The organism is Acinetobacter sp. YH12046, from assembly GCF_013419905.1.
Classification (GTDB): domain Bacteria; phylum Pseudomonadota; class Gammaproteobacteria; order Pseudomonadales; family Moraxellaceae; genus Acinetobacter.
The window spans coordinates 17,536-36,297 of sequence record NZ_VOZF01000019.1; the positions used below are offsets into that span (position 1 = coordinate 17,536).

An 18,762-nucleotide genomic window follows, 5' to 3' on the forward strand; every position below is an offset into this window, starting at 1 on the left:
TATTTATAATTTTTCTACATCGAATTGTTTAAGTCTGGGAATGACCTGTTCCAGCCAGGCAATCCAGCCCAGTTCCTGATCAATACCCAGTTGCAGAATCATTTTATGAATATACAGGGTTCGGTCATTTTCGTCAGCTTGAGCAAAGTCTTTGGCGAAAATATGCTGATAGGTTTTAAGCTTTTCTTTATGTATTTCTAGATGTCGTTCCAGTTCAGGTAAGGTGCTGTTGCCGCCAAGTTGGGCTTCTGCACGCAGACGAACCATCAATTCTTCACGAAGCTGTGCAGGAGAGCTATGCTCCAGCATCCAGTTAGCCAGTTCTTCCCGGCCGAGTCGTTCTACCTGATAGGTTTTTTTACGGCTATGAGAATCTTCCTCTTCTATGGTCGAAATCCAGCCTTTTTGCAGCATGGCATTTAGTTCACGATAGATCTGCTGATGGGTGGCATTCCAGAAGAAGCCCATGGAGCGGTCAAAACGGCGTGCCAGTTCAATGCCGGTGCTCGGTTTCTCAATCAGGCTGGTGAGTAAAACATGTGATAAAGACATAAACGTCTCAAAAAAGTGACTCGGGATTATTATGCAACATGTTGCATAAAAATCAATTCTGCACTATAAATTAGTGCAACAAGTTGCATAAGGCTGATGCTTGATGGAAATAAATCAGTCAGCCTGAATAAAAATAGCCAGCACATCTGCACGCTAGGGAGTTGAAATGTCTAAATATCCGAATTTACTTGCCCCACTGGACCTAGGTTTTACCACGCTTAAAAACCGTGTCTTGATGGGCTCTATGCATGTGGGCTTAGAAGAAGCACCAGGTGGTTATAATCGGATGGCTGCCTTTTATGCAGAACGCGCCAAGGGTGGCGTAGCATTAATTGTGACAGGTGGTATCTCACCGAATGATCATGGCGTCACTTTTCAGGGCGGTTCCAAGCTCGACACGATTGAAGAAGCTGAAAAGCATAAAATCATTACTCAAGCCGTGCATGAGGCTGGCGGGAAAATTGCCATGCAGATCCTGCATACCGGCCGTTACTCTTATCAGGCGGAAAATGTCGCGCCGTCTCCAATTCAGGCACCGATTAATCCAGTCAAACCGCATGCTTTAAGCTCTGCTGAAGTGCAGCAAACCATTGATGACTTTGCCAACTGTGCCAGACTGGCTCAATACGCCGGTTATGACGGTGTCGAAATCATGGGTTCAGAAGGTTACCTGATCAATGAGTTCATCGCAGCGCGTACCAATCATCGTGATGATGAATGGGGTGGTAGTTATGAAAACCGTATCCGTTTCCCGATTGAAATTGTACGCCGTACCCGTGAAATGGTCGGTGAGAATTTTATTATTATCTATCGTCTTTCCATGCTGGATCTGGTTGAAGGCGGTTCAACTCTAGAAGAAGTAATCCAACTGGCCAAAGCCATTGAGAAAGCGGGCGCGACGATTATTAATACCGGTATTGGCTGGCATGAAGCGCGTATTCCGACCATTGCTACCAAAGTGCCACGTGCGGCCTTTACTTGGGTTACGCGCAAGCTAAAAGGTCAGGTGAGTATTCCTCTTATTACCTCTAACCGTATTAATACGCCGGAAATGGCAGAATATGTCCTGGCTACAGGCGATGCCGATATGGTGTCAATGGCACGTCCAATGCTGGCAGACTCTGAGTTTGTCTTAAAAGCAGAACAGGGCCGTAGTGATGAAATTAATACCTGTATCGGTTGTAATCAGGCCTGTCTGGATCATATTTTCTCGATGAAAATTGCTACCTGTCTGGTGAATCCACGCGCGTGTTATGAAACTGAACTGATCTTTAAAGAAACCAATGTAGCGAAAAATATTGCAGTGATTGGTGCAGGACCAGCGGGTTTAAGCTTTGCCATCTATGCAGCAGGTCGTGGTCATCATGTCACTGTATTCGAAGCTTCAGCGCAGATTGGTGGGCAATTTAATATTGCGAAGACCATTCCAGGTAAGGAAGAGTTTTATGAAACCTTACGTTATTTCAAACGTCAGATTGAGTTGCAACCACGTATTCAATTGAAATTAAATTGCACCGCGACCTTTGATCAGCTGATTTCAGCCGAATTTGATGACATTGTGGTTGCCACTGGGGTGACACCGCGTCAGCTCGATATTCCTGGAATTGATCATCCTAAAGTGTTGTCTTATCTGGAGGTACTAAGAGAGCGTAAACCAGTCGGCCAGCGTGTAGCGATTATTGGTGCAGGGGGTATTGGCTTTGATACGGCTGAGATGCTCAGTCATGGGACCGAAAGTGGTAGCGTCAATCCGGAAAAATTCTATGATGAATGGGGAATCGATACTAACTATGAAAATGTCGGTGGACTCAAGACCGCCAATGTAGAACAGCCTGAACGTGAAATTTATTTATTGCAGCGTAAAGCAGCTTCTGTCGGTTCAAGTCTGGGTAAAACCACAGGCTGGATTCACCGTGCTGGCTTAAAGCATCGTAATGTCAAAATGATTGCTGGTGCAAGCTATGAAAAAATTGATGATCAAGGTCTGCATGTGATGGTAAATGATCAACCTGCAGTGTTAGACGTAGATAATGTCATTATCTGTGCTGGTCAGGAATCTTATACTGCCATGTTTGATGAACTAAAAGCTGCCGGTAAAAACGTGCATCTCATTGGTGGTGCGAAAGAAGCAGGTGAGCTGGATGCTAAACGTGCAATCCGTCAGGGTGCTGAATTGGCTGCGGTGATTTAATTGATAAAACTTAAAAGATGACAGTTTTTGCTTTCATGCGAAATTGTCATGAAAGAAAGTTGATTCGCAACATTCCCTCTCCTTTGTTAAAGGAGAGGGTTAGGGAGAGGATTCTATTCTGAAACACCAGAATCCCCCTAAATCCCCCTATTTGCAAAGAGGGACTTTACAACAAAAAGGAAATAATAATGACACTACAAACAACCCAAACTGCAATTATGCGTTGGCATGAAATGTTGGAAACACGTGACATGTCCATATTGAATGAACTCCTCGCGGACGATGTCGTATTCCGCTCACCCGTGGCTTTTCAGCCTTATCCCGGGAAACAGGTTGTATTTTTTATCTTGACCAATGTGGTTCAGGTCTTTGAAAACTTTACTTATCACCGCGAATTTCTTAGTGAAGATGGTAACAATGTTGTACTTGAGTTCTCCGCCAATGTCGGCGATAAGAAACTTAAGGGAATCGACATGATTCAGTTCAATGATGAAGGTCAGATCATTGATTTTGAAGTAATGATACGACCAAAATCTGGACTTGAAGCCTTAGCTATAGAAATGGGCCAGCGGATTCAGGCTTATCAGGCTAATACTTAATTTCCTAAAATTGATTCAAGTCGGCATGAAGTTTGTACATCACTGATAGAAAACTAGAGGGGAATACAGATGAAAATGTGGCTTAAAAAAATGAGTCAACTTTCAAGTGAATATCTGGACCGCTTTAGCGGAGCCGATCTTCCAACACTTTATTATAATCCGAATGGTTTATTTTCTGGTGTGATTGAACGTTTACCACTTTTAAAACAGAAATATCGTCCAACACCGTGGTTATCGAATGCGCATGCGCACATTCTATATCTGGACTTGATAAAAAAACGCACGATTAAGCTGCAATATGATGTGCTTGAGCAGCTGAATATGTCCGATGGCGGCATTACTGGCATTGCCTGGTATGGTTTAGATTTACCGCCAAGTACACCTACCATTGTGCTATTGCATACCATTACCGGCTCTCCGGAATCCATGCGGGAGCTGGTGCGTGACCTACATAAATATACAGGCTGGCGTGTTGCTCTGTGTTTGCGCCGTGGTCATGCTGACCTGCCAATGCCTGTGCCAAAAATGAACTTGTTTGGTTCAACCCAAGATCTGCGTGAACAGTTGCTCTATATTCAGGACAAGTTTCCTCAATCCGATCTCTATGGTGTGGGTTCCTCTGCGGGGACAGGACTGTTGGTTCGCTACTTGGGTGAAGAGGGCGAGCAAACCCCACTCAAAGCAGCCTTTGCTTTATGCCCAGGCTATAACACTGAAACCGGTTTTGCCTATGTACATCCGTTTTATAGCAAAGTCATGGCTAAAAAACTGATCAAACGTTTTATCCATCCTTATCAGGAAACCTGGCAGATTTATCCTTCATGGAAGCAATTGCTTGAGGTGAAAGACTTGTCTGAATTTGAACAGCGCTACTATGAGCTGGCAGGCTTTTCAGATTATGAAAGTTATACCAAGGCCACCAATCCAATTTATGTATTTGAAAATGTCAAAATTCCATTGATGATTTTGAATTCGGAAGATGACCCGGTCTGTCATATCCAGAATCTGGAACCGTATAAGGATGTCATTCGAGCCATGCCAAATATTGTGGTCGTCACCACTAAAAAAGGTAGCCATTGTGGCTTTTATCAGGGCTTAATGCAGACAGAATCATGGGCCACTCGTCTGATGGCAGATTATTTACTGCAACTTTCCGATACTCCAACGGCAGCTTGAAAGAGATTTTTAAACCATAAAAAACCCAGCATAAGCTGGGTTTTTTTGATGAAGGATTATATTAGTTTTCAAGTGCTGGCATAGCAGCAGCAATTGCATCTGCAACTGCATCATCTTCAGACTTATTTGCAGAAGATGAGTTGTTTTTAGGAGCGGCTGGTGTTGCTGCAGGTTTTGCAGGCTGCTCAGTGCTTGAATTTGTTTCAGCTGCAGGCGCAGGCTCTGATTGAGCAGGTTCCGGCTTTTTAACTTCACGGCGAATTTCAGTCGTAGTATTCGCAGTTTGTTCGCGCTGGATTTCAACAGCCGGTGCTGCTGGTGCTTCTTCAACCGGTTCAACTGGTGTTGATTCTAATGGTTCAACAGGCTCAAGTTGTACAGGTTCCGGAGCAACCACTTCAGATGCTGGAGTAACTTCGGTTTGTTCTTCTTCTTTTGGAGCTTCTTTTTTTACACAACCAGTCAGTGTAAGGCCAGTCAGGATCAGGGTACAGATTAAAAGTTTCTTCATCATCATTGCATCAAACAGAATAGTGTAGGGTGTGAATGTTCCTATTATAGCAGCAAAATGCAATATATAAATCATATGAACTTACTGTAATTTTTTTCAGGAATTGCTGTTAGAATAGTCAATTGTTTATTGTTCTTTGATTTGATGCGGATTGACTTTGCTTTATTGGTACAAGGTAAAGTAAAATTGCGCAACATTGCAGGCCGATTTAGGCTCGATTGTACGAGAAACCCAATGACCCATTTTATTTTCGTGACTGGTGGTGTTGTTTCATCACTAGGTAAAGGTATTTCAGCTGCTTCTGTTGCTGCACTTTTAGAAGCCCGTGGTTTAAAAGTGACCATGGTAAAAATGGATCCATACATTAATGTCGATCCAGGGACTATGAGCCCATTCCAGCACGGTGAAGTTTTTGTTACAGAAGACGGTGCTGAAACAGACTTAGACTTGGGTTACTACGAACGTTTCTTGCGTCGTGCGAAAATGACCAAACTGAATAACTTTACATCAGGCCGTGTTTACCAGGATGTTCTGAATAAAGAACGCCGTGGTGACTACCTAGGTGGTACTGTACAAGTTATTCCACACATTACTGACAACATCAAAGAACGTGTACTTCGCGCTGGCGAAGGTTATGACGTTGCGATCGTTGAGATCGGCGGTACTGTAGGTGACATTGAATCTCTCCCATTCATGGAATCTGTACGTCAGTTAATGGTTGAACTTGGTCATAAACGTACGATGCTGATGCACTTAACGTTACTCCCATACATTAAGTCTGCAGCAGAATTAAAAACCAAACCAACACAGCACTCTGTTAAAGAACTTCTGTCTATTGGTATTCAACCAGACATTTTGATCTGCCGTACTGAACATGATGTTGATGCAGATACGACGCGTAAAATTGCCTTGTTCACTAACGTAGAAGCGCGTGCAGTAGTCGTGTGTAAAGATGCACGTACGATCTACCAGATTCCACGTACTTTCTATGAACAAAATGTTGACGATTTAATCTGTGAACGTTTCGGCTATGACAATCTTCCAGAAGCAGACCTGTCTGACTGGGATAATGTGGTAGAAGCTTTACTGAATCCTGAATACACTGTTCGTGTTGCGATGGTTGGTAAATATGTTGAACTTCCGGATGCCTACAAGTCTGTGAACGAAGCACTTTTACATGCCGGTATTCAAAACCGCGTGAAAGTCCAGATCGACTATGTCAATGCTGAAGAACTTGAAAGCCAAGATGTCAATGAAGTATTGAAAGATGCGGATGCGATTCTGGTACCAGGCGGTTTTGGTGAACGTGGTACTGAAGGCAAAATGAAAGCGATTCGTTTTGCACGTGAAAACGGTGTGCCATTCTTAGGCATCTGTTTAGGTATGCAGCTTGCAGTGATCGAATATGCACGTAATGTGGCGGGTATCACTGATGCGACTTCAACAGAATTCAACCGTTCAACCAAATCTCCATTGATTGGTCTGATCACTGAATGGTTAGATGAGCGCGGTGAAGTTCAACAGCGTTCAGTAGATTCTGATCTTGGCGGTACCATGCGTCTAGGTGCACAGAAGTCTGAACTGGTACCGGGTACCAAGACTGCTGAAGTGTATGGTTCGGATGAAATTATCGAACGTCACCGTCACCGTTACGAGATGAACAACCGTTATATCCCAGTGCTGGAAGAAAAAGGCATGAAGATTTCTGGTTATTCTCCAGTGCAACACCTGGTAGAAACTGTTGAAATTCCTGCACATCCTTGGTTTATTGCAGTACAATTCCACCCGGAATTTACCAGCTCGCCACGTGATGGACATCCATTATTTGCCGGTTTCATTGATGCTGCGAAAAAACAGTACCAAAAAACTAAATAATGCGAGTTTAAGACACAACTAGGAAGTTTAAATGTCACAATTAAAACCACAAGAAATTGTACGTTTAGGCGATATACAAATGGCAAACCACTTGCCATTTGTACTATTCGGCGGCATGAACGTACTTGAGTCGAAAGACTTAGCTTTTGAAATTGCAGAGACTTATGTTGATATCTGCAAACGTTTAGATATTCCATATGTCTTTAAAGCAAGTTTTGACAAAGCCAACCGTTCAAGCCTGAACTCATTCCGTGGGCCTGGCCTGGAAAAAGGAATCGAGTGGTTAGCCGACATTAAAAAACATTTTAATGTGCCAATTATCACTGATGTACATGAGCCGTATCAGGCTGCTCCTGTGGCAGAAGTTGCTGACATTATCCAGCTACCTGCATTCTTAAGTCGTCAGACTGACCTGGTTGAAGCGATGGCAAAAACTGATGCCATTATCAACATCAAGAAAGCCCAGTTCCTTGCTCCGCACGAAATGCGCCACATTTTGCATAAGTGTCTGGAAGCAGGGAATGACAAGCTGATTCTTTGTGAGCGTGGTTCTGCTTTTGGTTACAACAATCTGGTTGTAGACATGCTGGGCTTCGACATCATGAAAGAAATGAACGTGCCAGTATTCTTTGATGTAACACATGCATTACAAACTCCAGGCGGTCGTGCTGACTCTGCCGGTGGTCGTCGTGCGCAGATTACTACACTGGCGCGTGCCGGTATGGCAACAGGTCTTGCAGGTTTGTTCCTAGAAGCTCATCCAAATCCGGATGTGGCAAAATGTGATGGTCCTTGTGCCTTGCGTTTATCTCAACTAGAACCATTCCTGGCTCAATTAAAAGAGCTGGATACTCTAGTGAAAGGATTTGAAAAATTAGATACCCATTGATGCAGTTTTAAGCATCCTGTTATTAATCAACTGAGGAATTGTTCATGAGCCAAATCGTTGACATTCGTGCACGTGAAATTTTGGACTCTCGTGGTAACCCAACCATCGAAGCAGACGTTATCCTGGCATCTGGCGTAGTTGGCCGTGCATGTGCACCATCTGGTGCTTCAACTGGTTCTCGTGAAGCTTTAGAACTTCGTGATGGCGATAAAGCACGTTACCTAGGTAAAGGTGTTAAAACTGCGGTTAACAACGTAAACACTCTGATTCGTGATGCGTTAGTGGGTAAATCAGTATTCGAACAGAGAGACATCGACAATACGATGATCGCTTTAGACGGTACTGAAAACAAAGAAAAATTAGGTGCAAACGCAACTTTGGCAGTATCTCTTGCTGCTGCGCGTGCTGCTGCTGAAGAAAAGAAAACGCCGCTTTACCAATATATCGCAGATCTTCGTGGTCAAAAGATTTTGACTATGCCTGTTCCAATGATGAACATCCTGAACGGTGGTGCTCACGCAGACAACACTGTTGATATTCAGGAATTCATGATTGAGCCTGTAGGTTTCACTTCATTCTCTGAAGCGTTACGTGCTGGTGCTGAAATCTTCCATTCTTTAAAATCAGTTTTGAAGAAACAAGGTTTGAACACTGCAGTTGGTGATGAAGGTGGTTTTGCGCCAAACCTTCGTTCTAACGAAGAAGCTATTACTGTGATCCTGTCTGCAATCGAGCAAACTGGTTACAAAGCTGGTTCTGATATTATGCTTGCGCTTGACTGTGCATCTTCAGAATTCTACAAAGATGGTCAATATATCCTGGCTGGTGAAGGCAACAAATCGTTCACAAGCAACCAGTTTGCTGACTACCTTGCAGGTCTGGTAAATCAATACCCTATCATCTCGATTGAAGATGGTCTGGACGAATCTGACTGGGAAGGCTGGTCTTACCTGACTTCTATCCTTGGCGATAAAATCCAGTTGGTGGGTGATGACCTGTTCGTTACGAATCCTAAGATTCTTCAACGCGGTATCAACGAGAAAGTAGGTAACTCAATCCTGATCAAGTACAACCAGATCGGTACATTGACTGAAACTTTAGATGCAATCTACCTTGCGAAAGCAAATGGTTACTCTACTGTAATCTCTCACCGTTCAGGCGAAACTGAAGATTCAACTATTGCGGATCTTGCAGTGGGTACAGCAGCGGGTCAAATCAAGACTGGTTCACTTTGCCGTTCTGACCGTGTAGCGAAATATAACCAATTACTTCGTATCGAAGAATTGACTCAAGCTGCATATCGCGGTAAAGCTGAGTTCAAAGGTTTGAACTAAGCGACTCATGTCAATGTTAAATGTATTCGACTCCTTGATGAGTAAAGTACTGTTGGGCCTTGCGATCGTTTTGATCGCAGGGTTTCAATATTTATACTGGTTCGGTGAGGGTGGTTATAATGACCATCAGGCATTGACCCAGAAAATTCAGCAACAAGTAGAATTGAATGAAGAACTGAAAGAACGTAATCGCGTTCTGGCCGCAGAAGTTTATGATTTGAAGAATGGTATTGAAGCCATCGAAGAGCATGCCCGTCTCGATCTAGGTTTGATCAAGCCGCATGAAACCTTTGTGCAAATGAGCACTATTAGTACTCAATATAAACCGATTTATCTTAATCCGAATAAAGTAGACCTGAGAACCAATGAATCAGCTGATGTTCCAACAACACCATAAATTGTGGGTCATTTTACCAGCTGCAGGTTCCGGTAGCCGATTTTCCAAAACCGAACTTAAACAATACCAGATGATTCAGGAACGGACCGTTCTTGAACACACGGTTTCCCGTCTGAATCAATTGCCATTAGCAGGTTATGTCCTTGCGATTGGTGCACAGGATGATGTTGCCAAGACTCTGCCACTTTCTCATCTGGATAAAGCACATTTTTGCTTGGGCGGTGCAGAGCGCGTCAACTCTGTACTAAATGCCTTGGAATATTTATCTGAGATTGCTTCAGAAGAGGATTGGGTTTTGGTGCATGATGCAGCCCGTCCTTGTGTGAGTCAAAGCTCCCTGATTGATCTGGTCAATACAGCAATTCAAACTGATCAGGCTGCGATTCTGGCCATTCCGGTACGGGATACCTTAAAACGTGTCGTAAAGGATCATGGTATTGAAATGACAGTAGATCGTTCGACATTATGGCAGGCGCAAACACCACAAATGGCGAAACTTGGAACTTTGAAGCGTGCGATTCAGCAGGCACTCGCAGATGGTGCTACCATTACCGATGAAGCCAGTGCACTGGAACATATAGATGAACCCGTCCAAGTAGTACAGGGGCGTTCCGATAATATTAAAATTACCTATCCAGATGATCTGGAACTGGCGAAGTTGATTCTGGCTGCCCAGCGCTAAATATATTGCAATAAAAATGGAATAAATCGGTCAATGGCGATTTATTCCGGAGCACTTTAACTTATAATTTTGCCATCATGAATTTTCTACCCGTGGGCCAATGATCCCTTCACAGCAGTATCGTTTTTTGCGGCAGTCCGCACGCGATGGTCGTAGTATTAATCCCCAGAATGCCTCCCGATGGACCAAGTTGCACCTTGATCCATGGCTGCTTTGTTTCCTGATTTTAAATGCGATCTTGGGTCTGATGGTGGTTTACAGTGCCACCTCTGAAGATTCGGGGATGGTGATTCGCCAGGCGATCAGTTTTGGTGTGGGTTTTGTGGTAATGTTTATCTGTGCCCAAGTACCACCCAAGGTCTATCAGGCTGCCAGTCCATATTTTTATATGTTCGGTATCTTTATGCTGCTGCTGGTCTTTGTGATTGGTGAAAAGCGTCTTGGGGCAACCCGCTGGATTACGTTGCCGGGTGTGGGGAGCATGCAGCCGAGTGAGGTAATGAAGTTTGCCATGCCACTGATGATGGCCTGGTACTTTGCCCGTAAACCTTTCCCTCCAAAGTTTCTGGATATTGTCGGTGCCTTGGTGATTTTAGGCGTGCCTTTCGTACTGGTGGCATTACAACCTGATTTAAATATTGGTCTGGTGATTCCCGGAATCTTTGTACTGTTCTTAAGTGGCATGTCATGGCGTTTAATTGCTGGAGCCTTTGCTGCTTTGGCCGTTGCAGTGCCGCTACTGTGGATGTTCTTGTTGCAGGAATATCAAAAGAAACGGATTCTGACTTTATTCGATCCAGAATCGGATGCCTTGGGCGCAGGCTGGAACATTATCCAGTCCAAAATTGCCATCGGTTCGGGCGGAATTATGGGAAAAGGTTACTCACAAGGTACGCAGTCTCATCTAGGTTATCTGCCTGAACATCATACCGACTTCATCATGTCGACTTATGCCGAAGAATTTGGTTTTATCGGGGTGTTTCTGCTATTCAGCCTGTTTACGGCCATTATTATTCGCTGTCTGATTATTGGCATGAATAGCTTTCATAACTTTGGCCGTTTGTATGCCGGTGCGATCGGACTGACTTTCTTTTTCTTCGTGTTTTTAAACTCAGGCATGGTCAGTGGGATTTTACCTGTAACGGGTGACCCTTTGCCATTGATGAGTTATGGTGGTACAGCCGTAATTTCCATGTTGGCAGGGATGGGTATTGTGATGTCAATTCATACTCATCGGTAGAAAATTCAATGAAGTAAGTTTTCAAAGCCAGAGTAGTTCTGGCTTTTTTATTGCTCGTATTTATTAAAAGTAGCTTTATGCTATAACTATTCAATGACTTAGATAAATCGTATGTAATTTTTATTGTTGAGGGGAAAATGCATAAATTAATCATAACCATTGGAATTTTGGGCTTATCTGTTTCAGCTTGGGCCAAACCACTGAGTCAGGCTGAATTTAAGGCGCAAACCAAACAAAAATATGATGAGTTAGAGCTAAAACTTGCCGTGTTGAACTCATCGGTAGACCGACGTGAGCATCCTGCACTTATGATTGCTAAAGCCTGTGAATATGCAACCGGTTTAAAGCAGTTAAAGTATCTATCAGAACAGAATCTGCATCTTGCGACAGCGCAGGATGAATTCCGGTTTGTGAGTACACTGGATAATCAGTTTACTCAATCCCTTCAGGATTTGGGAACTACCTATGAAACAGGCTGTGTTTCACAAAAGAAATAAAGAACAAAAAGCCCTCAAATGAGGGCTTTGTTTTTGGCTGTTTAATACCTAATTAAGAAACCAGGTGTAATAACCCCATAGCATTAACGGCCAAGCCAGAAACGGACTAAATAGCCATTTCCAGAACCAGTGCTGAGGGATAAAGCCAACCCCGTGAATAAAACCGCCTGAAATGCCGATCATGATAAACATCATGGCGCGGTGGCTATATTCCCCGTTGGCATCCAGCATTGCAGCAGGATGAACCAGCAACACCGCTGCGAGTGGAAAAGCCAATAGGCAAGAAATCACCATTGCAAAAGGGTTAGATTTTTTTTCTATCTTTACTTGTTCAACTGCAGCGTCTGTCATCTCTTATTTCTCATCCAGGTCTTGATGATTTTCAATATATAGTGCACTGAGTACACCAGCGAAACAGGCCATCAAAATGCCGAGAATCCATGCGAAATACCACATAATTTTATCTCCTAAGACACAGCCTTAGTACAGGCTGTGTGAATTCTCTTGAATATGTTTTTTGGTAATCACGCCCCACATCTTGTAGTAACACCAAGTGGTGTAGCACAGAATCAGTGGAACGAAGATGCATGCAGCCACAGTCATCACAGTTAAGGTATTTTGGCTGGAGACCGCATCCCACATGGTTAAGCTTGCAACTGGATTAATGCTAGAAGGCATCAGGAATGGGAACAGGGCAAAACCGGCAGTCAAAATTGCACCGATCACTGCTAAAGATGAACCCAAGAAGCTCAAACCTGCTTTGGCTTTAGATGCAGCCAATACCACAATGATGCCACCTAAAATACCTGCAACTGGTGCCAGTATCGTGATTGGATAAGTGCTGTAGTTGTTCATCCAGCCTGGGTTGGCATTGGTCAGGACTTCTTTGGCTAATGGATTGGCAACACCATTGGTATCAAAAGGTGTAACCAGGGTATAGCCTTGAATACTACCGAAATATAACCATGCACCGACTGCCAGGAAAGCTACCAGATAAACAATCCCCATGATTTTGGTTGCTTTGGCAGAACGTTCACGTAAATCGCCATCTGTACGTAGCATCAACCATGCACCACCGTGTGCACACAGCATAGATAAGCTGACAACACCACATACCAGTGCAAATGGATTGAGCAGGGCAAAGAAGCTGCCGCTATAAGTTGAACGTACAGTTTCATCTAGGGTGAATGGAACACCCAGGAACATATTGCCGAATGCGACACCGAAAACCAGTGCGGGCACAGCACCACCAACTGCCAGGCCCCAATCCCAGGCATTACGCCATTTGGTATTTTCCAGTTTGGAGCGATAGTCAAATCCTACTGGACGCAGGAATAAGGCAAACAGAACAAGCAGAAGTGCCCAGTACATACCAGAAAAGGCAGTTGCATAAACCATTGGCCAGGCAGCAAACAGGGCACCACCCGCAGTAATAAACCAGACCTGATTACCGTCCCAGTGCGGGGCAATCGTATTGATTGCCGCACGACGTTCTTCATCATTCTGACCCACGAATGGCATGATCGCCATGGAGCCCATATCAAAGCCATCAGTCAGGGCGAAACCAATCAGCAAGACGCCAACCAGTACCCACCAGATTATTTTGAGTAATTCATATTCGATCATGCTTGAGCCTCCTCATTTGCCTTTTTTGCAGCTTCAAGTTTCTCGAAGTGGTATTTACCAGTATGTAGAGAACTTGGGCCAAGGCGTGAGAATTTAATCATTAAGTACATTTCAATGATCAGCAGTACAGTGTAGAACGCTGCTAATGCAATGATTGAACCCCATACATCGCCTGTGCTTAAGCTTGAAGTCGATAAATGTGTAGGCAGAACCTCACCAATAGTCCAAGGTTGACGACCTACTTCAGCAACAAACCAGCCAGTTTGTGCCGCAATCCATGGAAGTGGTAGTGCAAATAATGCAAATTTTAATAACCAAGGTTTGTTTTCTGCATTGCGTTTAGCCACCGCAAAAGTCGCAAGAACAAACAGAACCAGCATCAGGAAGCCAGAAGCGACCATGGCACGAAATGCCCAGAACAGGCTTGGTACATGTGGAATAGTATCTTTTGCTGCTGCCTTAATTTGCTCGTCAGAAGCGTCTACAACATTTGCAGTGTATTTTTTCAGAAGCAGACCGTAGCCCAAATCTTTTTGAGTTTCTGCAAATGCAGCTTTCAGCTCAGGAGACTGATCGCCAGCACGTAGTTTTTCCAGTTGTTCATAAGCCACCATACCGTTACGGATACGACCTTCATGTTCAACCAGCAGGTCTTTAATACCAGTAACAGGAGTATCTACAGAACGTGTAGCGATAATCCCCATAACATAAGGAATTTTCACAGCATAATCGGTAGACATGGTTTCTTTATTTGGGAAGCCAAATAAAGTAAATGCTGCAGGCGCTGGTTCAGTTTCCCATTCTGCTTCAATCGCAGCCAGTTTGGTTTTCTGTACATCACCAATTTCATAACCAGACTCATCGCCCAGCAGGATCACAGAAAGAGTTGACGCTAAGCCGAAAATGGCAGCAATCGCAAATGAACGGCGTGCAAATGGCAAGTCACGTTTTTTCAGCATATAGTAACTTGAAATCGCCAGTACGAAGATGGCACCAGTCACATAACCTGCAGAAACAGTATGTACGAATTTAACCTGTGCAACCGGGTTAAAGATCAGTGCTGCAAAGTCCACCATTTCCATACGCATGGTTTCATAGTTGAATGCTGAACCAACCGGGTTTTGCATCCAGCCATTGGCAACCAGAATCCACAGTGCAGACATGTTAGATCCCAGTGCAACTAACCAGGTCACGCCCAGATGCTGTACTTTGGATAAACGGTCCCAACCGAAGAAGAATAAACCAATGAAAGTAGATTCAAGGAAGAAGGCCATCAAACCTTCAATAGCCAATGGTGCACCGAAAATATCACCCACATAATGCGAATAATATGCCCAGTTGGTTCCGAACTGGAACTCCATGGTCAAGCCTGTGGTTACCCCTAAGGCAAAGTTAATCCCGAACAGTTTTCCCCAAAACTTAGTCATGTCCTTGTAAATTTCTTTGCCGGAAATCACATAGGTGGTTTCCATAATGGCAAGCAGAAATGCCAGGCCTAAGGTCAGTGGAACAAAAATAAAGTGATACATCGCGGTCATAGCGAACTGGAACCGCGAAAGATCGACCACGCTTTCAGAAATCATCAACGTGTCTCCTTGATTTGGGAAGGATTGCCGGCGATACGCTCGGCGACTTGAGTGTCAAAATCTTTTGGAATAGTAGGCGCATCAAACCAAATATTTTTAATTACCAGAAGTAGAATGATCTTGATAATTAAAATCGCAGTAATCTCTCTTACTGTTTTTTGGTTTAAATTTTTAGAAACTAAGCTCATGTGAACAAGCCTATTATGTGGTTTGTTATATATTATTAATCGATTGTAACTAAAAAATAAATAGACCAAATAGTTTAAATAAATATATATTTATAAGTTATTGAAAATATTAATAATATTTAATTAAAAGTTTGATAAGTATTCTAAATATTTGTGATTGTTTTTTGTAACAATAGATTATTTTAATCTGATTAAAATGGTTGGAATTTATTTTTCAAGTATATTAATCCTGATTATTTTGCTGGGGTTTTTATTCAGTTTTTATTCTAATTAAAATAGTCGGGATTAATTAAAAAATAAAAAAGAACCCGCATCAGGCAGGCTCTTTTCTAATATGGAATTGGGGAGGGCTTCAGAAGTCGTAACGCATACCGACCGATAGTCCGAAGCTGTCTTCACCACGTGCGCCAGCCACTGCATTGCTACGGCCTTGTGCCCAAGGTGTCAGATTTGAGTTTTCATCATTTAATACACTGGCCAGATTGCTGTAGATGCGGACTGCTGGGTCAAGACGATGTTCAATTCCAATCGCCAGTAAAGTAGCATTGGCATCATCGGCATCTACATCACGGTGAAAGACCTGTCCACGCAATGAGGTTTTGGCTGCTAATTTATATTCACCCGCGATGCCAAAGACCTGAGCATCAGGATTGACTTCGGTATTGTCATGCTGAAGGAACTGATACAGACCACCGAGTTTCAAGTCTGGCGTGATTTTGTAGGCACCTGCAATCCGGAAACCATCACGTTCACCACGACTGGCTTCTTCTTCATAATGTTCATATGCCGCTGCAAAATCAACTTTATCTTTTTGGTAGGTAAGGGCAAGGTCATAAGCCTTATCTTTATCTTTTTCACCATCCTTAGATGCATCCGGGCTGTTGGCTTCATGTAGGGAAAGTGCACCCAGAACATTAAATCCATTGCCGAATTTTGGTGATTTATATTCAATGCTATTGGCATTACGTTCATCAAAACGCAGATTCCCTACTCGGGTCACATTACGTACATCGCCGACCATATCTCCAAAGAAGTTAACTGGACTGCGCGCCACTTTAAATGGGCTGTCGAAACGGCCGATCCGTGCCTGACCGAACTCACCTTTTAAACCGACAAAGGTATCACGAGTAGCAAACTCGACATCATCATTTGCAGAGCCACTGGCAAAGTTAATTTCCTGCTCAATCTGGCCAAATACGGTCATGCCATTTTCAAGTGTTTGTTCAGCTTTAAATCCAAGGCGTGATGCATTGGAGGAAATTCCAATTTCATTATAATCCTGGCCATCATCCAGATAATCTAAAGACACATGTGCACGGCCATAGACTTTAACATCAGCAGCGACTGCCATGAGCGGTGTAAAAACGCTTGCCCCAATTGCGAAAATGCAAAGTGATTTTTTCATATAAAGCTCCAATCAGACTTTTTTAGGTCTTTTGAGGTGTATGCAGTAGCTCGGTCTTGGCTACCATCCTGTATTGGTGCTCAGTATTGAGGATGAATAAGTCAGTATGGTTAAGGAAATATTGCAGATCTATGAAATCTAAAAAGGGAGCAATTTTAATTTTTAAGATTCTGTGCAGGATTTTTTTGCTTTAGTTAACGCTGATCCAGTAGATGAGTAATGCGGTTTTAATAAAGTCATTTAAGAGGAATACTGTATTTATGAATGGTGATAAAAAATGAAAAATAAGGCATAAAAAATGGAGCCGAAGCTCCATTTTTAAGGACGAAGAATGAATTAAAGAGCAGCTTTAATTTTCTCTGCCAGTTGTTTGATTTTTTCCTGATCACCCATTTGTGCAGCATGTTTGCCGAGATTGTGCAAAGAGGTAGGTACCAGATGGAAATGAACATGCGGAACAGTCTGACCCGCCGCAGCGCCAGAGAGCTGCATGAGTACAATGCCATCTACACCTAAACCTTTTTCAATCGCTTTGGCAATTTTTTGCACCACCTGAATGGTATAGGCTGCAACTTCAGGATCCAGGTCAAGCAAGGTAATTGCTGGAGTTTTAGGAATGACCAGAGTATGACCATCGGCCTGTGGCATGATGTCCATAAATGCAAGAACTCGGTCATCTTCATACACTTTAATTGCTGGAAGTTCACCACGCAGAATTCGTGCAAAAATATTTTGGTCATCGTAAGTCATAAGTGCATTCCTTGAGCAGAATTGAATTGTATTATTTACAGTTCAATTCTTTCTGACGTTCTTTGATCGCGTCAAGACGTTGCTGCTCTTTTTCTGAAAATTTTGGCTTGGTTGTGTAGCAATTGTCATTAAACTTTGCTTTTGCTTCAGGATCCTTGAAACAGAAACCTTTTGATGCATAAATGACATCATGGTCATTTTTCAATTTTTTGCATTCCTGTTCAGATGCAAGAACCGATGTTGAAGCCCCAAACAAAGTTGCAGAACCGACGAGTGCTGCAACAAATAACTTATTCATAAGAGTTTCCTCAGTATCACTGCATGTGGCTAGTCTATAGTCACAATATTAGGTTTGTTTATTATTATTCAATGGCGAGATATTACTCAATGGTAATATTACTCCATGATTCATACATTTTTACAGCACTGGAAAAGTCACTATTTTTATCCGACAGATTGCTAGCAGCTTGCACCAGACTTTGACCTAAAGCGAGAAGTGGTACTGCCAGTTTGGCATCGCGCGCAAGATCAAGTGCAATGCCTGTATCTTTGGCTAAAAGAGGCAGGGCAAAGGTAACAGGGAAGCTACGGTTCAAAACACGCTGTGGTAAAACGGTTTCAGTCACATTGCTTTTACCGCTTGATGCATTGATACAATCCAGCGCTTCATTCAGGTCAACGCCGTGCGCTTTCAGTGTGGTAAAGCCTTCTGCTGCTGCACACAGGTTTACAGCCAGTAACATATTATTTACCGCTTTTACCGCAAAGCCGGCACCTGATGTGCCCACATGCTTGATCAATTTGCCAAACGCCTGCATCGCTGGCAGGGCTTTTTCAAAGCCTTCCGCATTACCGCCGACCATCACAGTCAATGTGCCATTTTCCGCACCAATGGTCTGGCCACTCACAGGCGCATCCAGGAAAATCACACCCTGTTCAGCAAGTGCTTCTTCTAAGCGTCGGGCAGCGTCAGGAACACCGCTGGTACAGTCTACCCAGATACTGCCAGCTTTAAGGCTGAGGCCTTGGACTAATGCTTCAACATCGGCACTGGTCGGCAGGCAGGAAAAAATAATATCTGCCTGAACTGCCTGTTCTAAAGCGACAGCTTGGGTGCCATATTCAGCAGCATGTTCTTCAGCCTTGGCAAAAGTACGGTTCCAGACATAAACTGTCTCAAAATGCTTGGGTAAATGCGCTGCCATGCGATAACCCATTGCGCCTAAACCAATAAATGCCACTGACTGAATCATGTCATACCCTC

At 43.4% G+C, this 18,762-nt stretch carries 21 protein-coding genes; 10 read left to right on the forward strand and 11 right to left on the reverse strand.

Annotated elements, in window-relative coordinates; translation table 11 throughout:
- Positions 1–3: 3 nt before the first annotated feature.
- A complete protein-coding gene (locus tag FTU03_RS11070) occupies positions 4–552 on the reverse strand; it encodes a PadR family transcriptional regulator (RefSeq protein ID WP_166134890.1) in 549 nt (182 codons plus the stop codon).
- Between the two features lie 166 nt (positions 553–718).
- Here FTU03_RS11070 and FTU03_RS11075 point away from each other — a divergent pair, with 166 nt between their 5' ends.
- The 3 genes from FTU03_RS11075 to FTU03_RS11085 all read left to right on the forward strand — a co-directional run bounded on the left by FTU03_RS11075 (position 719) and on the right by FTU03_RS11085 (position 4,518).
- Positions 719–2,743, forward strand: a complete 2,025-nt coding sequence (locus FTU03_RS11075) for an NADPH-dependent 2,4-dienoyl-CoA reductase (RefSeq protein ID WP_179993003.1) — start codon at positions 719–721, stop codon at positions 2,741–2,743.
- A 188-nt stretch (positions 2,744–2,931) separates the two neighbouring features.
- A complete protein-coding gene (locus tag FTU03_RS11080) occupies positions 2,932–3,342 on the forward strand; it encodes a nuclear transport factor 2 family protein (RefSeq protein WP_179993002.1) in 411 nt (136 codons plus the stop codon).
- Between the two features lie 69 nt (positions 3,343–3,411).
- Positions 3,412–4,518, forward strand: a complete 1,107-nt coding sequence (locus tag FTU03_RS11085; RefSeq protein ID WP_166134882.1) for a YheT family hydrolase — start codon at positions 3,412–3,414, stop codon at positions 4,516–4,518.
- Between the two features lie 61 nt (positions 4,519–4,579).
- On the opposite strand, the gene FTU03_RS11090 is transcribed toward FTU03_RS11085, so the two are convergent.
- Positions 4,580–5,035, reverse strand: a complete 456-nt coding sequence (locus tag FTU03_RS11090) for a hypothetical protein (RefSeq protein ID WP_373683629.1) — start codon at positions 5,033–5,035, stop codon at positions 4,580–4,582.
- Between the two features lie 228 nt (positions 5,036–5,263).
- Between FTU03_RS11090 and FTU03_RS11095 the strand changes: the two genes are divergently transcribed.
- From FTU03_RS11095 to FTU03_RS16240, 7 genes are all read left to right on the forward strand, one after another.
- Positions 5,264–6,904: a CTP synthase gene (locus FTU03_RS11095; protein WP_104426986.1), complete on the forward strand. Its 1,641-nt coding sequence runs from the start codon at positions 5,264–5,266 to the stop codon at positions 6,902–6,904.
- 31 nt (positions 6,905–6,935) lie between these two features.
- On the forward strand, positions 6,936–7,793 hold the full coding sequence (gene kdsA, locus FTU03_RS11100) for a 3-deoxy-8-phosphooctulonate synthase (protein WP_004783756.1): 858 nt from the start codon (positions 6,936–6,938) through the stop codon (positions 7,791–7,793).
- Between the two features lie 44 nt (positions 7,794–7,837).
- Complete coding sequence (gene eno / locus FTU03_RS11105; protein ID WP_179993000.1) at positions 7,838–9,127, forward strand: phosphopyruvate hydratase; 1,290 nt, start codon at positions 7,838–7,840, stop codon at positions 9,125–9,127.
- A gap of 7 nt (positions 9,128–9,134) precedes the next feature.
- Positions 9,135–9,524: a septum formation initiator family protein gene (locus FTU03_RS11110; protein ID WP_004783752.1), complete on the forward strand. Its 390-nt coding sequence runs from the start codon at positions 9,135–9,137 to the stop codon at positions 9,522–9,524.
- Positions 9,493–10,206 carry a 2-C-methyl-D-erythritol 4-phosphate cytidylyltransferase gene (gene ispD / locus FTU03_RS11115; RefSeq protein WP_179992999.1) on the forward strand — a complete coding sequence of 238 codons (714 nt, stop codon included), beginning with the start codon at positions 9,493–9,495 and terminating at the stop codon, positions 10,204–10,206. The genes FTU03_RS11110 and ispD overlap by 32 nt, the downstream gene beginning before the upstream one ends.
- A 100-nt stretch (positions 10,207–10,306) precedes the next feature.
- Positions 10,307–11,446 (forward strand): rod shape-determining protein RodA, encoded by a 1,140-nt coding sequence (gene rodA / locus FTU03_RS11120; RefSeq protein WP_125279132.1) that lies wholly within the window; start codon positions 10,307–10,309, stop codon positions 11,444–11,446.
- 137 nt (positions 11,447–11,583) lie between these two features.
- Complete coding sequence (locus tag FTU03_RS16240) at positions 11,584–11,943, forward strand: hypothetical protein (RefSeq protein ID WP_257224160.1); 360 nt, start codon at positions 11,584–11,586, stop codon at positions 11,941–11,943.
- Between the two features lie 48 nt (positions 11,944–11,991).
- Here the strand turns inward: FTU03_RS16240 and FTU03_RS11130 are convergent, their stop codons facing one another.
- The 9 genes from FTU03_RS11130 to FTU03_RS11170 form a co-directional block, all read right to left on the reverse strand.
- Complete coding sequence (locus tag FTU03_RS11130; protein WP_159123153.1) at positions 11,992–12,294, reverse strand: cyd operon YbgE family protein; 303 nt, start codon at positions 12,292–12,294, stop codon at positions 11,992–11,994.
- Positions 12,295–12,297: 3 nt separating this feature from the next.
- A complete protein-coding gene (gene cydX, locus FTU03_RS11135; protein WP_004783742.1) occupies positions 12,298–12,399 on the reverse strand; it encodes a cytochrome bd-I oxidase subunit CydX in 102 nt (33 codons plus the stop codon).
- Positions 12,400–12,423: 24 nt separating this feature from the next.
- The gene (gene cydB, locus FTU03_RS11140; protein ID WP_179992998.1) at positions 12,424–13,569 is read right to left on the reverse strand and encodes a cytochrome d ubiquinol oxidase subunit II; all 1,146 of its coding nucleotides are present in this window, start codon (positions 13,567–13,569) and stop codon (positions 12,424–12,426) included.
- Positions 13,566–15,152 carry a cytochrome ubiquinol oxidase subunit I gene (locus tag FTU03_RS11145; protein ID WP_125279135.1) on the reverse strand — a complete coding sequence of 529 codons (1,587 nt, stop codon included), beginning with the start codon at positions 15,150–15,152 and terminating at the stop codon, positions 13,566–13,568. The genes cydB and FTU03_RS11145 overlap by 4 nt, the downstream gene beginning before the upstream one ends.
- Positions 15,152–15,343 (reverse strand): cytochrome oxidase putative small subunit CydP, encoded by a 192-nt coding sequence (gene cydP, locus FTU03_RS11150; protein WP_004783737.1) that lies wholly within the window; start codon positions 15,341–15,343, stop codon positions 15,152–15,154. Before cydP ends, FTU03_RS11145 begins: the two co-directional genes overlap by 1 nt.
- A gap of 352 nt (positions 15,344–15,695) precedes the next feature.
- A complete protein-coding gene (locus FTU03_RS11155; RefSeq protein ID WP_159124444.1) occupies positions 15,696–16,748 on the reverse strand; it encodes a porin in 1,053 nt (350 codons plus the stop codon).
- A 336-nt stretch (positions 16,749–17,084) separates the two neighbouring features.
- Entirely contained in the window at positions 17,085–17,498 is a 414-nt protein-coding gene (locus FTU03_RS11160; protein ID WP_159124443.1) for an HIT family protein, read from the reverse strand.
- A 31-nt stretch (positions 17,499–17,529) separates the two neighbouring features.
- Positions 17,530–17,796 (reverse strand): YARHG domain-containing protein, encoded by a 267-nt coding sequence (locus tag FTU03_RS11165; protein ID WP_159124442.1) that lies wholly within the window; start codon positions 17,794–17,796, stop codon positions 17,530–17,532.
- An 82-nt stretch (positions 17,797–17,878) separates the two neighbouring features.
- Positions 17,879–18,751 carry an NAD(P)-dependent oxidoreductase gene (locus tag FTU03_RS11170; RefSeq protein ID WP_166134859.1) on the reverse strand — a complete coding sequence of 291 codons (873 nt, stop codon included), beginning with the start codon at positions 18,749–18,751 and terminating at the stop codon, positions 17,879–17,881.
- Positions 18,752–18,762: the final 11 nt, after the last annotated feature.

Coding starts and splice junctions, on each gene's coding strand:
- FTU03_RS11130 (WP_159123153.1), bottom strand. CDS start 12,294: ATGACAGACGCTGCAGTTGAACAAGTAAAGATAGAAAAAAAATCTAAC.
- FTU03_RS11075 (WP_179993003.1), top strand. CDS start 719: ATGTCTAAATATCCGAATTTACTTGCCCCACTGGACCTAGGTTTTACC.
- FTU03_RS11070 (WP_166134890.1), bottom strand. CDS start 552: ATGTCTTTATCACATGTTTTACTCACCAGCCTGATTGAGAAACCGAGC.
- FTU03_RS11090 (WP_373683629.1), bottom strand. CDS start 5,035: ATGATGATGAAGAAACTTTTAATCTGTACCCTGATCCTGACTGGCCTT.
- FTU03_RS11080 (WP_179993002.1), top strand. CDS start 2,932: ATGACACTACAAACAACCCAAACTGCAATTATGCGTTGGCATGAAATG.
- rodA (WP_125279132.1), top strand. CDS start 10,307: ATGATCCCTTCACAGCAGTATCGTTTTTTGCGGCAGTCCGCACGCGAT.
- eno (WP_179993000.1), top strand. CDS start 7,838: ATGAGCCAAATCGTTGACATTCGTGCACGTGAAATTTTGGACTCTCGT.
- FTU03_RS11145 (WP_125279135.1), bottom strand. CDS start 15,152: ATGATTTCTGAAAGCGTGGTCGATCTTTCGCGGTTCCAGTTCGCTATG.
- ispD (WP_179992999.1), top strand. CDS start 9,493: ATGAATCAGCTGATGTTCCAACAACACCATAAATTGTGGGTCATTTTA.
- cydP (WP_004783737.1), bottom strand. CDS start 15,343: ATGAGCTTAGTTTCTAAAAATTTAAACCAAAAAACAGTAAGAGAGATT.
- FTU03_RS11170 (WP_166134859.1), bottom strand. CDS start 18,751: ATGATTCAGTCAGTGGCATTTATTGGTTTAGGCGCAATGGGTTATCGC.
- FTU03_RS11155 (WP_159124444.1), bottom strand. CDS start 16,748: ATGAAAAAATCACTTTGCATTTTCGCAATTGGGGCAAGCGTTTTTACA.
- cydB (WP_179992998.1), bottom strand. CDS start 13,569: ATGATCGAATATGAATTACTCAAAATAATCTGGTGGGTACTGGTTGGC.
- cydX (WP_004783742.1), bottom strand. CDS start 12,399: ATGTGGTATTTCGCATGGATTCTCGGCATTTTGATGGCCTGTTTCGCT.
- FTU03_RS16240 (WP_257224160.1), top strand. CDS start 11,584: ATGCATAAATTAATCATAACCATTGGAATTTTGGGCTTATCTGTTTCA.
- FTU03_RS11165 (WP_159124442.1), bottom strand. CDS start 17,796: ATGAATAAGTTATTTGTTGCAGCACTCGTCGGTTCTGCAACTTTGTTT.
- FTU03_RS11095 (WP_104426986.1), top strand. CDS start 5,264: ATGACCCATTTTATTTTCGTGACTGGTGGTGTTGTTTCATCACTAGGT.
- kdsA (WP_004783756.1), top strand. CDS start 6,936: ATGTCACAATTAAAACCACAAGAAATTGTACGTTTAGGCGATATACAA.
- FTU03_RS11110 (WP_004783752.1), top strand. CDS start 9,135: ATGTCAATGTTAAATGTATTCGACTCCTTGATGAGTAAAGTACTGTTG.
- FTU03_RS11160 (WP_159124443.1), bottom strand. CDS start 17,498: ATGACTTACGATGACCAAAATATTTTTGCACGAATTCTGCGTGGTGAA.
- FTU03_RS11085 (WP_166134882.1), top strand. CDS start 3,412: ATGAAAATGTGGCTTAAAAAAATGAGTCAACTTTCAAGTGAATATCTG.